General features: G+C 44.1%; 12 protein-coding genes. 3 read left to right on the top strand and 9 right to left on the bottom strand.

Annotated features, from left to right (window positions below; all coding sequences use genetic code 11):
• Nucleotides 1-61: 61 nt before the first annotated feature.
• Nucleotides 62-2,797, bottom strand: a complete 2,736-nt coding sequence (locus tag AHMF7616_RS06565; protein ID WP_115372165.1) for a c-type cytochrome — start codon at nt 2,795-2,797, stop codon at nt 62-64.
• Nucleotides 2,798-3,473: 676 nt separating this feature from the next.
• Here AHMF7616_RS06565 and rhaM point away from each other — a divergent pair.
• Both rhaM and AHMF7616_RS06555 read left to right on the top strand, forming a co-directional pair.
• A complete protein-coding gene (gene rhaM, locus AHMF7616_RS06560; RefSeq protein WP_115372164.1) occupies nt 3,474-3,785 on the top strand; it encodes an L-rhamnose mutarotase in 312 nt (103 codons plus the stop codon).
• Nucleotides 3,786-3,878: 93 nt separating this feature from the next.
• Nucleotides 3,879-6,698 carry a glycosyl hydrolase gene (locus tag AHMF7616_RS06555; protein ID WP_115372163.1) on the top strand — a complete coding sequence of 940 codons (2,820 nt, stop codon included), beginning with the start codon at nt 3,879-3,881 and terminating at the stop codon, nt 6,696-6,698.
• Between the two features lie 540 nt (nt 6,699-7,238).
• Here the strand turns inward: AHMF7616_RS06555 and AHMF7616_RS06550 are convergent.
• Entirely contained in the window at nt 7,239-8,273 is a 1,035-nt protein-coding gene (locus tag AHMF7616_RS06550) for a glycoside hydrolase family 53 protein (protein WP_115372162.1), read from the bottom strand.
• 208 nt (nt 8,274-8,481) lie between these two features.
• A complete protein-coding gene (locus AHMF7616_RS06545) occupies nt 8,482-9,498 on the bottom strand; it encodes a GntR family transcriptional regulator (protein ID WP_115372161.1) in 1,017 nt (338 codons plus the stop codon).
• Nucleotides 9,499-10,015: 517 nt separating this feature from the next.
• Between AHMF7616_RS06545 and AHMF7616_RS27010 the strand changes: the two genes are divergently transcribed.
• Nucleotides 10,016-10,354 (top strand): energy transducer TonB, encoded by a 339-nt coding sequence (locus AHMF7616_RS27010; RefSeq protein WP_233507359.1) that lies wholly within the window; start codon nt 10,016-10,018, stop codon nt 10,352-10,354.
• A gap of 204 nt (nt 10,355-10,558) precedes the next feature.
• Here the strand turns inward: AHMF7616_RS27010 and AHMF7616_RS06535 are convergent, their stop codons facing one another.
• The 6 genes from AHMF7616_RS06535 to AHMF7616_RS06510 form a co-directional block, all read right to left on the bottom strand.
• A complete protein-coding gene (locus tag AHMF7616_RS06535; RefSeq protein WP_115372159.1) occupies nt 10,559-11,479 on the bottom strand; it encodes a helix-turn-helix domain-containing protein in 921 nt (306 codons plus the stop codon).
• Between the two features lie 63 nt (nt 11,480-11,542).
• A complete protein-coding gene (locus AHMF7616_RS06530; RefSeq protein WP_115375487.1) occupies nt 11,543-12,544 on the bottom strand; it encodes an aldo/keto reductase in 1,002 nt (333 codons plus the stop codon).
• A 203-nt stretch (nt 12,545-12,747) separates the two neighbouring features.
• Complete coding sequence (gene bla / locus AHMF7616_RS06525; protein WP_115372158.1) at nt 12,748-13,491, bottom strand: subclass B1 metallo-beta-lactamase; 744 nt, start codon at nt 13,489-13,491, stop codon at nt 12,748-12,750.
• A 218-nt stretch (nt 13,492-13,709) separates the two neighbouring features.
• Nucleotides 13,710-14,831 (bottom strand): Gfo/Idh/MocA family protein, encoded by a 1,122-nt coding sequence (locus AHMF7616_RS06520; protein WP_115372157.1) that lies wholly within the window; start codon nt 14,829-14,831, stop codon nt 13,710-13,712.
• Between the two features lie 889 nt (nt 14,832-15,720).
• Nucleotides 15,721-15,807: a hypothetical protein gene (locus AHMF7616_RS27920; protein WP_394335776.1), complete on the bottom strand. Its 87-nt coding sequence runs from the start codon at nt 15,805-15,807 to the stop codon at nt 15,721-15,723.
• Nucleotides 15,808-16,434: 627 nt separating this feature from the next.
• A complete protein-coding gene (locus tag AHMF7616_RS06510) occupies nt 16,435-16,755 on the bottom strand; it encodes a two-component regulator propeller domain-containing protein (RefSeq protein WP_394335775.1) in 321 nt (106 codons plus the stop codon).
• Nucleotides 16,756-16,786 lie beyond the last annotated feature (31 nt).

Here is a 16,786-nt window from a genome sequence, read left to right as displayed (position 1 = left end):
GGCAAGTACAAGCTATAAAACCTGCCTCTACCAGCCTCTAAATTTAAAATTTTTAAATTTTTTATTTTTTGGAAGCGTAAACGGTGTGTTCTTTATTACCGCCGGCCATTAAATAAGCAATCAGGTCTTTTAATTCTTCTTCGTTTAAGCGGTTAATCATGCCGGGCATCATAATCGAAACGTTCGATACTTTGGTGTTTACCACGTCTTTCTTCGGAAGGTCGCGGAGCATATCGGGGGCAAATGGATTTTGCGAAATGGAGTATTTATCACCGGATTCGTTCACCAGGCGGCCTAATACCGAGCTGCCGTCTTTCAAATAAAACACTGTAGAGGCGTATTGGTCCGACACGTATTTACTGGGTTCAATAATCGATTCCAACATATCGTTTACGGAAAAACGCGTGCCCAGCTGGGTTAAATCCGGACCCACGGACCCACCTTCGCCCCGCATATTGTGGCAGGAGCTGCACATACTGGCGGCAAACATGGCCTTGCCTTGCTCAAAATTGCGGTTTTCTAATTTACCTTCTACGGCCGCTAGAGCTTCCGGTAATTTCCAGTTTTTACCCGGACCTTTGGGCTGCACCGCCGTAACCGCCATATCTAAACCCGAACTGGTTAGTAAAGCATTACCCGATAACTGGTTGTAATATTCTGTTTTATCTTTGGGTACATTCTGCAAAGCAATTTTCCGGGCCCGATCCAGGAAGCCCACGAAACTGCGGCCACCCGCGTAATTTTTAAAGGCGGAAGCAAACCAGGCAAAGTATTTATCGCGTAAAGCCGGGGTCCAGCCTTTTTTGGCTTCGCTCAGGGCCGTGGCGTAATACATTTGCTGGGCCGGTGGTATTTTAGCCAGCATGCTGGCTATATCTAAACCGTATTGCGGGTTGCGTAAAATTAGATCCGAGGACTCGGTAAAGTTTTTCTGGCTGGAGTTATCGTCTTTGGCTTGCTCGTACAAGGCCAGGGTTTTTGGCACCACGGTCGGTGAATCAATAAACACCAGCACTTTGCAAAGCATGCGGTTTAAGTCATTGTTGTTTTGGGCCGGATAATGGGCACTCAGATAGGTATCTAATTTAGCCGCTTGTGCGGCGTCGGGTTTGCCCATCCGGAACAAAGTAACTTCCATGGCCCGAAGTAAATCTAACTGCTGCGTTTCCGATAGCTGACTATAGTTTACTTGCATCAGGTTAGCTAAGATCTGACTTTTCACGGATTTTTCACCGTTGCGGGCTAAAGCTAAAGCAGCCTGGGTGGCAATCACCGGATCTTTCTCGGTTAAGGCTTTTTGCTGCCATTGCGCTATCGGTTGGTGTTCTACGGCAACCCGGGCGGCGTACCGGATAAACCGGTCGTTATCTTTTAAGTAGGGCCAGGCAAATTCCACCGCCCCGGCTTTAGCGCCGGTATGGTATTCTTCTAACTTTTTGCGGGTTTGTTGCAATTGTTTAGCGGCGGCGGGTAAGGTACTGGCTATGGACGAATTAGTTGGTTCGTTGCCGGTATAATACACCCGGTACAAATCCGAATCGATGCGGCGGCCTCCCGTTAAGAAATACATGGCGCCATCCGGACCAATGGTACCGTCGGTTAAGGGCAACGGCGAACCTGAAATAAATTCTTCGGCGGTGGCAGTATAGGAAGCGCCCTGCGGTTGCAAATGCACGGCGTAGATAATCCCGAAGCTCCAGTCGAAGGCGTACATGGCGCGGCGGTATTTGTCGGGGAACTTAGCGTTGCGGCCGCTCATAAAGTTGGTCGGTGATCCCTGTCCGATATTTAAAACGGCCGGCAAGGCATCGGCAAAAGTAGGCGACCAGGAAGTGTTGCCTCGGCGCCAGCCAAACTCCGAGCCACTGGTTACGTGCAAAATACGGGTAGGTTTGTACCACGGCATCCCGAAATCCCATTCCATATCCGAATCGTACGCAAATAATTCGCCGTCTTCGTTAAAGTCAATGTCGTAAGTATTCCGTAAACCGGCCCCAATCATTTCCCAATTAGCGCCGGTAGGGTCCACTTTGGCAATCCAGCCGGCGGGGGCCATGCGGTCCGTAGCGTGACCACGCGGATCCGGAATTAATGGTATCAGATTATCTTCGCCCCACACCTGCGGAATGCGGTAGGCGTTCATGCCCGGGTTGTCGGTAAAGTTACCGGCTACCACGTACAAGGATTTGCCATCCGGCGATAATTTAATGCTATGCGGACCGTGCTCCCCTTCGCCGGTCATGGCTTTAAGCAAAGTAATTTTATCGTACTGGTCGTCGTTATCCGTATCCTGCAGGCGGTACAGGCCACTGCCTTTTTCAAATTCCTGGTTGCTGTTGTGATTAATCATCACGTACAGGCTATTAAAGGCGTATAACAAACCTTGCGCGTAACCCATACCCACCTTGGGCTTGGTAGTATCGGCTTGCACCGTGTTATCAATGCCCACGTTTAAGCGCTCAATTTTGGGTTTACCCCCACCTTTGCCTACCGGAGAAATCTCCATCCGGTACAAAAACCCGTATTGGTCAGAGGTTATTAAGCGGCCTTTGTTGTCGAATGCCATAGCTACCCAGGAGCCTTGTTTATTCTCCGAAGGGCTGTATAAATGTTCGGCTTTAAAACCGGTGGGTAATTTTAATTTATCAACTTTGGGGTTAGCTACCGGTTCGGCAGTAGCCGCAGCAGCTGTTTGCGTTTTGGTTTCGGCTTCTTTGGCATTCCGGCACGAAGTACCAATAAACAGCGATACCGAGACGGTTAGCAATAATTTTAAACAAGATGTACTTTTATTCATAGGTGTAGTTTTGAAAATAACTATCTGTTTGTTTTAAGTGAATGTTCTAAATTTTTAACTGCCGTGAAACTCGTTTGCGCACCTCCAACAACTTTCCGGAATAATTTTTTAAATAAGGGCATTGCCGGAAGATTGCGCCAGGCGGCAAACAGTTGGGTTCAGCGGTTGGTAGCTTTCTTTTCTGATCTGCTCATGCAACTGCCTTACCGTTTAATAAACTTCTAATGTAACTAAATTCAGCGGAAAATGCCATCCTGTTGTATCCTGCTAAGTAGGGTTTTTAGAGTTCAGAAGAAGAAAATTACCGTTTCTTTGCTTAGAATTTAAAAATACAGTACCGGGTAACCAGGTTTAATTGGTAACAGAATCTTCCTTCTACTGGCCTAATAAAAAAATTTGAGAAAATGTAGTTCCTAAAGTTATAGCGGCTAAGCTGCCCCCAGGATAGCCCAGGACAGTAAAAAAATTTAAAAAATTTACATTAGGCTTTACCCTCATTATTCTTGTAAGCCGACCCGGAATTTAAAAAGATAAAAGTAGAGTATGGTCTTTAAATATAATCTTCCTAAAATAAGTACTTTAACGCGTTTCTATAAAATTAAAATTTACAGTAATAACTTAGCTAACTAAACTTGTATTTGATTCACAACAAACCATTAACTACCAACAACTATTTATGCAACGGTTTGCTTTTAAGATGAAATTAAAGCCGGGGTTTGTGGCGGAATACCAGCGGCGGCACCAGGTTATTTGGCCGGAGTTGGTACAGTTGTTAAAGGCTGCCGGCGTTTCGGATTACTCCATCTTTCTGGACGAAGAAACGCTAACCCTGTTTGCCGTGCAAAAACAAGCCGGGCAATCGTCGCAGGATTTAGGAACTAACCTTATTGTTCAAAAGTGGTGGGCTTACATGGCCGATATTATGGATACGAACCCGGATAATTCGCCGGTATCCGTACCGCTCCGGGAGGTATTTTGGTTAGAATAATGTATAAATTGACGTTCTAAACCACTATCTGCCATCCGGAGATTGCACTGATTTTTAAAAATTAAGCCAGCAGTTACTTATCCCTAAATCCGCATGTTTTTCCCGAAGCAGCTTTGGTTTTTACTGGTAACGGCCGCCTATTTGTTTGGGGGCACGCTACCCTTATTAGCCCAAAATCAATCTGCCAGCCCGTTAAGTTCAGGCTGGCCAACCGTAAAAAAAGAAAACCGACCCTGGACCCGATGGTGGTGGATGGGCAGTGCCGTCGACGAAAAAAATATAAGCCATTTACTGGCGCAATACGCCGAGGCAGGTTTGGGCGGCGTGGAAATTGCCCCTATCTACGGCGCCGTGGGTTACGAAAACCGGTATCTTCCTTATTTATCGCCGGAGTGGATGCGGATGCTACAATTTACGGTACAAAAAGCCAATAGCTTAGGCATGGGCGTAGATATGACCCAGGGTACCGGTTGGCCTTTTGGCGGACCCCAAATCACGCCGGAGTTTGCGGCGGCCAAACTAATTATTCAGGATTATACATTGCCAGCCGGTCAACAAATTCCCGGAACGCTGCAACCTAAAGATTTTAAAGAACAACTGGCTACCTGGCAAGCGGTTACCGCCTACGGTCCCAACGGCGAAGTGCTGGACTTATCGGATCAGGTAGATTTACAAGGAAAATTGAACTGGACTCCCCCAACGGGAACCTGGCGGATTTACGTAGCTTTTGTAGGCCGCACGGGGCAAAAAGTTAAAAGAGCCGCTCCCGGCGGCGAAGGATTTACCCTGGATCATCTATCTGGCACAGCGGTAGAAGCTTATTTTAACCGGTTTAATCTGGCTTTTAAGCAAAACAACCTGGGCTTTCGGGCTTTTTACAACGATAGCTACGAAGTGTACGGCGCCGATTGGTCGCCGGAATTTTTTGAAGAATTTGAGGCACGCCGGGGGTACGATTTGCGCCACTATTTACGCGAACTGGTTAGTTCGGAAAAAACCGCGGTAGTAGCTCGCTTAAAAGCCGATTACCGCGAAACCATGGGCGAAATGCTGCTGGAAAATTTTACCATTCCGTGGTCGAACTGGGCGCACCAACGTAACAGCATCACCAAAAACCAAGCGCACGGCTCGCCCGGTAACTTATTGGATCTATACGCTGCCGTAGACATACCCGAAGGGGAAACGTTTGGCTCCAGCTATTTCCCCCTACCGGGTTTGCGCCGCGACAGCGCCGATGTCCGTAATGTAGACCCTGATCCTATTATGCTAAAGTTTGCCTCTTCCGGGGGACACGCGGCGGGCAAAAACTTAATATCGTCCGAAACTTTTACCTGGCTGGGCGAGCATTTTAAAACTGCTTTCTCGCAGGGCAAACCCGAAGTAGAGCAATTGTTTTTAGCGGGAATCAATCACGTATTTTACCATGGTGTAACCTATTCGCCGGAAGATGTACCCTGGCCCGGCTGGTTATTCTACGCCTCATTAAACTTAACCCCAGCTAATAGTTTATGGCCGCATTTTTCCGGTATAAACACCTATATTACCCGCGTCCAAGGGGTGCTGCAAACGGGCAAACCTGATAACGAAATCGCCCTTTATTGGCCAATATACGATAACTATCACCAACCCGAAGGCCGCGAAAAACTGTTTACGGTACACGCAATTAATGAATGGCTCCAACCTACTGCTTTTTATAAACAAACCAAAAATTTAATTAAAATGGGCTACTCGCTGGACTTTGTTTCGGATAAAATGCTGGCTCAGGCCCAAGCGAGTAAAAACGATATCCGAATAAATTTTGTAGTCCGCCACCAAGTATTGGTGGTACCTCAGGCTACTTACATGCCGCTAAGCACTCTAGAAAAAATGGTAAACCTGGCTAAAGCCGGAGCCACTATTATAGTGGAACAATTGCCTCAGGAAGTACCCGGTCTGCATCACTTACTCCATCGCCAAAAACAATTTCAGGAGCTTAAGCATTCATTAACTTTTACCGAAGTTGGAAAAGGCCTGAAACAATGTAAAATCGGTACCGGCCAGATTTTACTTGCTTCTGCCCTGCCCCCAGCTTTAGAATTAGCGGGCATTTTCCGCGAAAAGCTAACCGACACCGGCTTAAAATTTATTCGGCGCGAATTACCCACTGGCAAGTATTATTACTTGGTCAATCACACGGCTAAAGCGGTAGACACCCGTATTCCTTTGAACACCCCGGCGCAAGCAGTGGTAATTCTGGATCCGCAGAGTGGGCAAGTGGGATTAGCCGCCATTACCAGTACTCCTGACCAAACCTTGGCAAAGGTACAATTAGCCGCCGGCGAATCACTTATTTTAAAAACGTCGACCCTGCCCCTCCCCCAAGTACCAGCTTGGGAATATCTGGGGCCAGCGGCAACCTCCGTGAGCTTACCAGGAGAATGGTACTTGCATTTTACGCAAGGCGGCCCGGCCTTACCAGCCGATCATAAATTTAAAAAATTATACTCCTGGACGGAGCTACCTGATAAAAAAGCAGTTAATTTTTCCGGCACGGGCACCTATACTACCACTTTTACCATGCCCGCTAAAAAAGCCGGCGAATACCTCTTGGATTTGGGCCAGGTAAAGGAAAGCGCCCGGGTGTGGGTAAATGATCAGGAAGTGGGTGTTTTATGGAGTATTCCCTTTCGGGCCCGGGTTGGTAAATATTTAAAAATTGGTACCAACACCATTACAGTAGAGGTAGCTAACCTGATGGCCAACCGCATCCGGTACCTCGATCAACAAAAGATAGAATGGCGTAAATACCACGAGATCAACTTTGTTAATATTAATTATAAGCCCTTCGATGCTGCAGATTGGCAACCCATGCCGTCTGGTTTGTTAGGACCGGTTACCATTACATTTCACGAAACCACTGCCTCCGTTAAATAAGTAAATAACGTGCGTTTGAGCTAAAGATAACTAGATGAATCCAGGCGAAGCTCCTGCTCTTTAATCTGCTATCCGGGAAGGATCTAATCGGTTACTTACGGGTTAGATGCTTCCCGGATAACGGAAATGAACAGCTAGAAACCTTAAATAGAATTTTATCTTTCGTTCTCGTATTTTTCTTTATTCTTTGTGTCATGAAGGGCTTCGCTCGAATGCACGTTAAAGTAATATCATTCTAAAAAAGTAAAAGCGGCGGCTAAAGGAAACAGGCATTCGTTTGGCTCTGGAGAGACTCTTCATATGCTGGTGCCCAGGTGCGGGAAAAGCAGAAAGAGGCAATTGCAGCATCTCCTTCCCTGTTTTTAGGGGAGGTGCCCGGAGGGCGGAGGGGGCAAGCGAGATAGCACCAGCGCGTGGAGACTTGTAAAGGCTCCTAAGATCACGCCTTGCTAGTAATAACATTTTCTACCTTCCGGTGGAAACACCTTTTTTACTAGGTGATTTTGAAAAACAAAAAGCAGTGATTTTTTAAATTTTACATTACTTCACCAGAAAAGCATCTAAAGCTTTAGTGGGTTTACCATCCGCACCCCAGGCACTTAGGCCATAGTTACTCCAGCTTCGGGCTCCTTGCGGTTCCCAGTATATTACGCCTAAACCTTTTTTGTTGGGTACGGCCTTCACTTTATTTTGCACGGCCACCAACATATCGTAGGTATTTTGCGCTTTCGTATCTTCGCCGCCCACTTCCACCACCATTACTTCTTTGTTGTACCGAGCTGCTAATTCCTTTAAGTTTTCACCTAAATTATTAATTGATAGGGTATAATCCGGATTGCCGGGTAACCAAAAAGGATAATACGATAAACCAATGACATCGTATTTAGCGCCGTGTTTTTGCGCATTATCAAACCAGGTACGAAAGCGTTCTTTGTTGTTTCCCTGGTCGAGGTGCAATATTACTTTTGATTTAGGGCTAACGGCTTTAACAGCATCGTAACCTTTGTTGATTAACTGCGCTAATTGCGACCAGTTGGCAGTGCTTCCTTCGGGGTAAATCATACCACCGGGCGTTTCGTTACCTATTTGCACCCACTCCGGATAAATATTTACTGCTTTTAGCGCCGACATGACCTCTAAGGTATAGCGATATACATCTTGTTGCAACTGGGTAAAATCATGTCCCTCCCAGGCGGCCGGCTTTTTCTGTTTGCCGGGGTCGGCCCAACTATCGCTGTAATGGAAATCGATCATCACCCGCATGCCCCATTTCTGGGCGCGTTGTGCCAGGGCTACCGTTTCTTCTTTGCTGCAATGCCCGCTCACTTTGTCAGTGGATGGATTTACCCAGGTGCGCAGCCGGATAGTATTGATACCATGATCTTTTAAAATCTGAAAGCAATCCTGCTCCTGGCCTTGATCGTTATAAAACTTATAGTTAGTGGCTTCCATCTGGGGTAACCAACTTATATCCGCGCCTTTGGCAAAGTTCTGGGCTACTAAATTGGTAGGAGCAAGTAGTTCTGTGCCCGAAAAGGTAAATATTACTAAACTATAAACTATAGAGCGCTTCATGTATCTTAACAGGTGGTATTTAAAAAGACCAAGGCTAATTTCGGCAGACACTTTTTTAAACCACAGGAACACACCTACTTTTTGCAGGTTAACGGCTGGTATTAAGAAATTTTAAAAATTAGATTTTGAACCAGCCCGTCTGCGGTGCTTTTAGGATAAAAAAATGCTGCGGCTTTTTTGAAATTAGAACCATTAAACCAATCAAGAGTTACAAAGAATTGCGCCGGATTAAGGTAAACGGATTAATAACTTTGCCTTTCCGTTTGTGCAGCATCATGTAAGCCGCTGTTTCGCCCATTTTGGCGTGATCCGTGGAAATTACCGTGATGCCATTAGCCAATATTTCTTTTAAAGGCGTTTCGTTGTACGATATAATGCCAATATCCTTACCTAATTGCCAGTTTTCGGTGCGGCTATGTTTGATTAAATCCACCAGATCGGATTCTTCCAGCACAATAAAAGCGGTTTTAGCGGTGATGGATTCACTATCTAGGCCATCTATGACAGAATAGGCGAAAGAAGTTTCCTGGCAAAACCGTTGAAAGCCTTTTACAATTTCGGGTGGGTAGTTTAAATCTTTCGGGAAAACCAGCACGAGCTTTTGATATTTATATAATAAATCGATACCCGAATGCAGGGCGCTGTAAATATCGCGTTCAAAGTCTTGGTATACGGCGGCACAATCACCGGTGTACTGCGCCAGATTTTTATCTAAAAAAACCAGTTTATGCGGCGGAATTTTGTGCAAGGTTTGCATAATGGTTTCGGTGTGCTCAAAAAAATGCGGCATCACCACAAAGTAATGGTACTTACCTAAATTCTCCAGAATCAGGTTTTCGCAAATTTTGCCGTTGTAATGATGGATGTGCAAATCCACAATCGCATCTTCGCCGAAGGATTTGAGCAGCGAGTAGTACACCGTTTTTTTATAGGCGCTTAGTTTATTAAATAACAACAACACCCGTATTTTATCCGTGGAAAAGTTCTGACAAATATAATTACCCTTGCCCCGGACAGAGGTAATAATTCCTTTTTCGCGTAGTTCTTTGTACGCTTTCTCCACGGTATCGCGCGAGAGGTAATACATTTCGCTGGTTTCGTTGATGGACGGAATGCGTTGCCCGTGTTTGAGAATACCGGATTCAATATCCGAGATCACGGCATTTACAACCTGTAAGTATTTCGGAACGGTAGAATGTTCTACAATGCGATCCAGTAGCTCCATAAAGAATAACTTTTTTTAAATTTTTACAAATTTCTAGAGTTATACTTAGGGTAATTTAACAGAATAATCCGGTAAATCATACAGGGAACGCTTATTTATTTAAATTTTTGCAATAAGTTATTAGATTGATAAATCTTACAGATAGGTTTAATCTGCTGCATGTACGCCGTCTTGTTTTTTCTAATCAAAAGTTTTATGGAATAAAGTCCAGACTACATCTGATAAAATAAAGGCCAGACTTTTTGCGTAGGGTCTTGTTTTGGAAGCACTTGCCGTCTGTCTTATTAATGCTAATATTACGCGCGTATCCATGCAGAATTTAATCAGTTCCATCGCATTTATTCGATCTGTTTTCCTGCTTCTTTTATTTATATGGGAGTCAAAAGCTTCTTTGCTGGCTGCTCCAACAGCTTTTACAGATAACAGAGAATACGGACCAACAACAACATCCTCTTCTTACACATCATACACAAAGTTCCAAAACAAAGAATTTTTAAATCCGGGCGATACCATATCGATGGAAAATTTAAAAACTAAAGCGGGTAAACCCGTTTACGCCTTTACAGAAAAGCCTGCTTGGTTTACGGGTGGCTTGAATGGCTTAAAAGATTACCTGGAGAAGAATTCCCGGTTTACCATTGGAACCGGCCAAAATAGCTTCGATACAAACGAAATTGTCGTGATAATTATTAATGATACCGGAGAAGTAGAAGACGTTAGAATTGAAATATCGCAAGGGGAGCAGGCAGATGCGGCGGCAATTATTGTTTTAAAAGCAATGCCGAAATGGAATCCAGCCCAGCAAAATAAAAAAAAGGTAGCGGCCGCTCTTCCGTTGTTTCTAAAGTTTAAGTGAAACCATTAAATCAGAGAAATAGCTGTTTTCCTCGTAAGTTTAAGTAGTTGGTCGTTTTTAGTTGTTCGTTGTTCGATCGTTAATAAATTAATAATCAATTACTTAAACTCAGGTTTAAATCAACTTAATTTTGTCCTGTTACTTACTTATAAATTAACACTGTTTTTTTAAATTTTAAGTTTGCTTCAATTAACAAGCTATTAGTTAATTAAAGGAATTCCGGAATACCAGTGGGGAAACTTTCATTTTGGTTTTAAACAATTTATTAAATGATTGCGGGTACTCGAAACCCAACTGGTAGGCTATTTCGCTGACGGATAAAGAAGTAGTAGTTAATATTTCTTTAGCTTTTTCGAGTACTTTGTTTTGAATATGGAGCTGGGTACTTTGCCCAGTTTGAGTGCGGAGCACGTCGCTTAAATAATTCGGCGAAACGTTTAATTGCTCCGAAATATACTGCACCGTGGGCAAACCAAACACCAACGATCGGTTTTTTTCAAAATATTCGTTGAGTAAGTCTTCTAATTTTACCAGTAAATCGGTGTTTGCGTTTTTGCGGGTGATAAATTGCCGGTTGTAAAACCGGTTGGCGTAGTTCAACAACAACTCAATATGAGAAATCATCACGTCCTGGCTGAAAGTGTCTATTGCGGAGCGGTATTCTTGTTCAATGTTTTGCATAATGCCGGCAATCATAACTTCTTCCTTTTCGGAAAGATGCAATGCTTCGCTCACGGCGTACGAAAAAAAGTTGTATTCTTTTATCTTTTTAGCTAAAGGGTAATTTCGGATAAAATCAGGATCTATGAGCAGCCACCAGCCATTTAGTGCTACTTCTTCGGCAGCATCCGTAGAAATTACCTGGCCGGGCGAGAAAAAAGTCATGATGCCTTCATCAAAATCGTAAAAATTTTGCCCGTATTTTAATTTACCATTAAAGTCTTTTTTAATGCAGATGGAGTAAAAGCTATACACATAACTGCCCACTAACTGGTGGCAAGTATCGCGCAAACTGCTTAAATCAACCATGCTTACCAAGGGATGTTCGGGTTTGGGCAAACCTAATAAGCGGTGCGCTTCCGAAACCGAATGAATCACGTAAGGCGCAATACCTGTTTTTTTCATGTAAAATTTATTTGTAACATAACAGGATAAGCTCCCAGATGTTAACTTATCCTGTTTAAATTTTTATTGATTAATCAAAGCCATGTTGGCGGCATCGTATCGGGCGCCGGTGGAAGTGCCTAAAGGTACAATAGCTTCCAGCCGGTTCAGCTCGGCTGCACTGAGGGTAACTTCCGCAGCCGCCAGGTTTTGCTCCAAGTAAGTGCGGCGTTTCGTTCCCGGAATGGGCACCATGTTTTTACTTAACACCCAGGCAAGAGCTAACTGCGACGGCGTAATAACTTTTTCCGCGGCCAGTTTTTTAATTTCATGAACCAATTCCAGGTTTTTATAAAATTGTTCGCCCTGAAAACGGGGCATCGCGGCACGAAAATCGCCTTCCGGAAAATCCTCGGGCTTTTGAATTTCGCCGGAAATAAAGCCTCTGCCTAAAGGAGAATAGGCCACAAAGCCAATACCAAGCTCCTGCAAAGTATCTAAAAATCCGTTTTCTTCGGGGGTGCGCTCGAACAACGAAAATTCGGTTTGAACGGCGGATAAAGGATGTACCTGGTGCGCCCGGCGAACGGTATCAGACGAAACTTCGGAAAGGCCGATATAACCTACTTTGCCTTCTTGCACTAATTCGCCCATAGCGGCTACGGTTTCCTCGATGGGCGTATTCGGGTCCTGGCGGTGCAGGTAATACAAATCGATGTAATCGGTACCCAAGTTTTTCAGCGAACGCTCCAGCGATTTTTTTACGTAATCGGGCTTGCCGTTTATTTGCCAGGTTAACTGTTCGTTATCATCAATTTCAAACCCGAACTTAGTAGCAATCATGTATTGGTCGCGGTTACCCGCAATGGCTTTGGCAATTAAGCGTTCGTTGGCTAATGGCCCGTACAAATCGGCGGTATCTAAAAAATTTCCACCTAGCTCCAATGACCGGTGAATGGTAGCAATTGCTTCTTTCTCGTCGGCTTGGCCGTAAATATCCAGGTGCGCAATTTTGGACATGCCCATACAGCCCAGGCCAATTTCGGGTACTTCTAATCCCTGACGGCCTAATTTTACTTTTTTCATGCTTATAATTTTAATTAGGGGTGAATATTTTACAAAGGTGCGCAAACCCACGAAGTAAAAAGTAGCCCAATCTCTTGTTGTTGTATCCGGATTGCGGTACGGGCCATGAAGCAGATTAAGAGTAAGAATAAATCAGGCAGAAAGAAGGTAAAATTCCGAACAAAGTTGTTTTACAAAGATTTTTTAAATTTTTAAGAAAAAAACTACTGCCCCGAAAAAAGTTTTACGGTGTAATCCAGCAATTCCGTTCCGCCGGATTTTCCGTGCCCCGGTACAATTAATTTTACGTCGGGGTATTTCGCTTTTAGTTGATTTACCGTGGCGGGCCAAGCCGAAACATTGGCATCTTCGAGGTTGCCTTTGCCGGCACCTACTTCTTTAATCAAGCAGCCGCCAAACATCATGTTTTCACTCGGGAAATAACCGATCACATTATCGCGGGTGTGGCCTTCGCCTAAAAACTCGGTTAACACTTGTTTATCGCCCACTTTTAACTCGAGTAAATCAGCAAACCCGGTTTTTGGAACAGTTACATTTTTGGCCTGCGCTAATTGAATGGTGGCATTACTGGCATACGATGGAATGCCTTGCTGATGAAAAGCCGCTAAACCACCTAAGCAATCCGCGTGAAAGTGCGTGGGAATAATGGCCTTAATTTTACAATGCAAGGAGTTTTGCACCCAATTGATTAATTCAGCAGAAGAAACATCGTCGGCAGTAGTATTAAAAATCACGGCTTCTTTCCCGTCAAAAACTATCATGCCGTTACAGTCTACTTTCCCAAAACTTTCGGTGTTTAAGTACGAGGTATGCTGATACACCTGTTCCCCAATTTTTAAAATTCTTAAATTTTCGGAGGTAAAGTTTGATGGATTCTCGTTGGTTTTTGCGGATTGGCAGCCCATTAATACTAAACTGATCCATAAATAATAAAAATGCTTTACCATAAGAACCAGGGGTTTGTTATTTAGATTTAAATGGATTTATAATCGGAAAGTTGGTTTGATAAAAAATTTAAATTTTAAAATCTTCGGAACAAATTAAAATAAGCTTTTTTTAATTTGTTCCGAAGATTAGAGAAAGCTTATTTTAACAAATACTTGATTTATTTAAAACGGAAGAGAATTTAAGCTTAGCAGCTTGTTCCACTTAGAACCAACTGCTTTTAAGCCTTCAATTCTACCTTTTTACCGGTTTTAGCCGCCAGGAAAATGGCATCAATAATTTTTAAATCGCGTAGGCCTTCCTGACCGTCCACGGGTACTTCGGGTTTTTTATTATCAAATATAATAGCGGCCATTTCGTCCATTTGCACCGTTTGGTGGGTAATGTGGGGCTGATTTAGTTCGCCTTTATGCGTTTGGCCTTTAATGGGACCATAGCCGGTGGAAGGCTGCATTTCGGCAAAACCTTTCTCGCCGTTCAGGTAAAACTTGTCCAAACCGTTCATGCTGTACGTCGATAAGCAAGAAGCCACCGCGCCGCTCGGAAAGCCCATTTGAAACAAGATGGTTTCGTCCACGCCTTCTTTGAATTTTACCGGATCGGTTTTCGTTTCTTGGGCCGTAACCCATACGGGCTCCTCGCCTACCATGTACCGGGCCCCGTTGATCGAGTAAATACCAATATCCATCATGGCCCCGCCGCCGGCCAGTTCTTTATTTAAGCGCCATTGCTTAGGGTCGCCAATGGTAAAGCCTGATAGTCCCTGAAAAAATTTAATTTTTCCGAACTCCCCCGCTTGGCGCATCCGGATTACTTCCAAGGTTTTAGGCTCGAAGTGCATGCGGTAACCCACCAGTAATCTTACATTAGCGGCTTGGCAGGCATCAATCATTTGCTGACCTTGTTGGGCATTAATGGCCATGGGCTTTTCGCAAATGGCGTGTTTACCGGCTTTGGCCACCCGAATAACCTGGTCGCGGTGCAAGCCGTTGGGGGTAATGACGTAAACGGCGTCAATGTCTTTGTTATTTTTAATTTGGTCGAAGTTATCGTAGGAGTAGCAGTTTTTTGCCGGAATGTTGTATTTAGTTTGCCATTCCTTCAATTTAGTGGGTGTACCGCTGATGGCTCCTACCAACTTGGCTCTTTTGCAGGTTTGCATGGCATCGGCCACCCGGGTGCCGTAACTGCCCAAACCCAGAATAGCTACCCGCAGCACCTTGCCCTGATAGGGTTCCGGATTTTCTTCGGGTAAGTTTAAAGGTTTTAAACTGCCGGGCAGTAAAGGCAAGGTAATGGCCGAAAGGGTAAGCTTTTGCAAAAAATCGCGACGAGAATTCATAGAATGAGTTTTTACGTTAAGAATAAAGCCAACTGGAAGAATATTGTGGTTAAATATAGACAAAGTATCTTAAAAGGAACTGTAAAAATTAAGGAAGCTGTGGTAGAATAATGTTATAGGATTTATATTAAAAAATGTAAAGCAGTACATCCTTATGCTAAATGGAATTAAAAGGACCATTAGCGACGGCTTATTACTGGAGCCTTCCCAAGCCTCTAGGTGCTGGTGCTACCTAGCTTGCTGCTTTCAAGCTTTGCCTCCTGGCCGGCGGGCCTCGTTTGGCTCTTCCGCCCTCGCTAGCCTCTCTTTCCTCGTTTCACTGCGGAATACTGCTTTGCAGTACCGGAACCCTAGCAGGTGCTCCACAGCCAAACTGGTGTCAGCTGCGAATAGCTACTGCTTAATCGGGAAGAAATAAATAAAATAAAAAAGTTTAATTGTGGTATGTTACAAGTAGTAAATTAAAAAATTACATTGCACTAACCTTACTAAACTGAATGAGTCAGAAAAGCTGATACCAAACGTAAACGACATCAGTTTGGCTCAGAGGGGCCTTCTAAGGTTGTGGTGCCGAGGAACGAGGCATGGTGAGGCACGAACAAAACAAGCTTAGACCCGCCCGGAAGAGCCTAACGGGGTCCGCCGGCCACGAGGTAAACTTAAGCGCAACAAGTTAAGTAGCACCAACGCCTGGCGACGGGAACCGGCTTCAAAGAAATACTCTTGCTAATACTTGTTAATAGCCCGCTACGCAAAATCTTATTTATATTAAAATCCCAACCAAATACCTCAAGCAAGTACGTATCAACTGGTTTTTTAAAAATTTTAATTTCTTGTAGCAATTACTCAAATAATAGTGTCTTTAAAAGCTATAACTATTGTCTCCGATTTAGAATTGACTTGCAATTTTTCGTATATTTTTTTTGACGTGCGACCGGACCGTTGCTAATGAAATATACAACTGAGCGGCTAGCATTTTGTAGGAATATCCGTTTACCAGCCAATGCAATACTTCTTTTTCGCGCTCACTTAAGGGATACAGATTAAGCTTTTTGGCGGGAGTTTGGTAAGCGAATAATTGCAGCACTTGCCGGGCCACCGAAGAGGTCCTGAGAGCTCCGCCATCCCGCGGACCGTAGTTAGTTACATTTTGGGTTTGCGTATTCCAGCGGCTTAAACTTTACTGGCTCGTAAAAATAAACATTTATTTGAGGCTTATACAACATTTAAAATGGTATTAGCGGGTAAACCGTTAGCAGTTGTAAGCGCCGTAATTGTTGTTTTTTTACATCCAGATAGTGCAATCCTAAATTCGTGGATATAAGCAAGGTGCTATCCTTCTACCAGGTTATTTCGCCGGTTTCGTTGCTGAGTAATCTTTTAGGTCGGGTAAGGGTGGAATAATGCCGTATAACTTTGCCTGTACCAGCATTTATGGGCAGCACGCCGGCTAGGGAAGGCGCTATCCATAACGTACCATCCGGAGAGGTTAAAATGCGCTTTATTCGTCCAATCTGCTAAAACCCTAATTGTTCTTTTAAATCATTTTTTTAAATTTATTGGTAGGTGGTTGGTGTTGAATTAACAATCCAGCATGGGTTCCTTACCAAATAGTTCCGGTCGCGTCTCGCGTAGCGATGGATAATATCGGTCCTGATAGTCCGGGCGGTTTTAGGTAATTAATTAAGTTTTTTTCCGGCTGCATTAAAACTAATGTACCCTTATTGGTGCCTGCCCAAACGCGACGGAATTGATCTTCTACTAAACACCAGATTTGCAACTTAGCCTTTTGGTTTACCTGATCATAGCTTTTTTGCAATTGAAACTGGGCATCATAAACCTGTAATCCTTTGTTAATAGAACCCACCCAAATTTCGCCTTGGCTCGTTTCCAAAAACCCGGTAACCGTAGTGGGCTCAGTTATGGCTTTTTTATTTTCGGCTGGTGAGGTTACG

Source organism: Adhaeribacter pallidiroseus, assembly GCF_003340495.1.
Taxonomy (GTDB): Bacteria; Bacteroidota; Bacteroidia; order Cytophagales; family Hymenobacteraceae; genus Adhaeribacter; species Adhaeribacter pallidiroseus.
This window is presented reverse-complemented; position numbering and strand designations above follow the sequence as displayed.

Coding starts and splice junctions, on each gene's coding strand:
- AHMF7616_RS06520 (WP_115372157.1), bottom strand. CDS start 14,831: ATGAATTCTCGTCGCGATTTTTTGCAAAAGCTTACCCTTTCGGCCATT.
- AHMF7616_RS06530 (WP_115375487.1), bottom strand. CDS start 12,544: ATGAAAAAAGTAAAATTAGGCCGTCAGGGATTAGAAGTACCCGAAATT.
- bla (WP_115372158.1), bottom strand. CDS start 13,491: ATGGTAAAGCATTTTTATTATTTATGGATCAGTTTAGTATTAATGGGC.
- AHMF7616_RS06550 (WP_115372162.1), bottom strand. CDS start 8,273: ATGAAGCGCTCTATAGTTTATAGTTTAGTAATATTTACCTTTTCGGGC.
- AHMF7616_RS27010 (WP_233507359.1), top strand. CDS start 10,016: ATGGAAAATTTAAAAACTAAAGCGGGTAAACCCGTTTACGCCTTTACA.
- AHMF7616_RS06545 (WP_115372161.1), bottom strand. CDS start 9,498: ATGGAGCTACTGGATCGCATTGTAGAACATTCTACCGTTCCGAAATAC.
- AHMF7616_RS06565 (WP_115372165.1), bottom strand. CDS start 2,797: ATGAATAAAAGTACATCTTGTTTAAAATTATTGCTAACCGTCTCGGTA.
- AHMF7616_RS06535 (WP_115372159.1), bottom strand. CDS start 11,479: ATGAAAAAAACAGGTATTGCGCCTTACGTGATTCATTCGGTTTCGGAA.
- rhaM (WP_115372164.1), top strand. CDS start 3,474: ATGCAACGGTTTGCTTTTAAGATGAAATTAAAGCCGGGGTTTGTGGCG.
- AHMF7616_RS27920 (WP_394335776.1), bottom strand. CDS start 15,807: ATGCTAGCCGCTCAGTTGTATATTTCATTAGCAACGGTCCGGTCGCAC.
- AHMF7616_RS06555 (WP_115372163.1), top strand. CDS start 3,879: ATGTTTTTCCCGAAGCAGCTTTGGTTTTTACTGGTAACGGCCGCCTAT.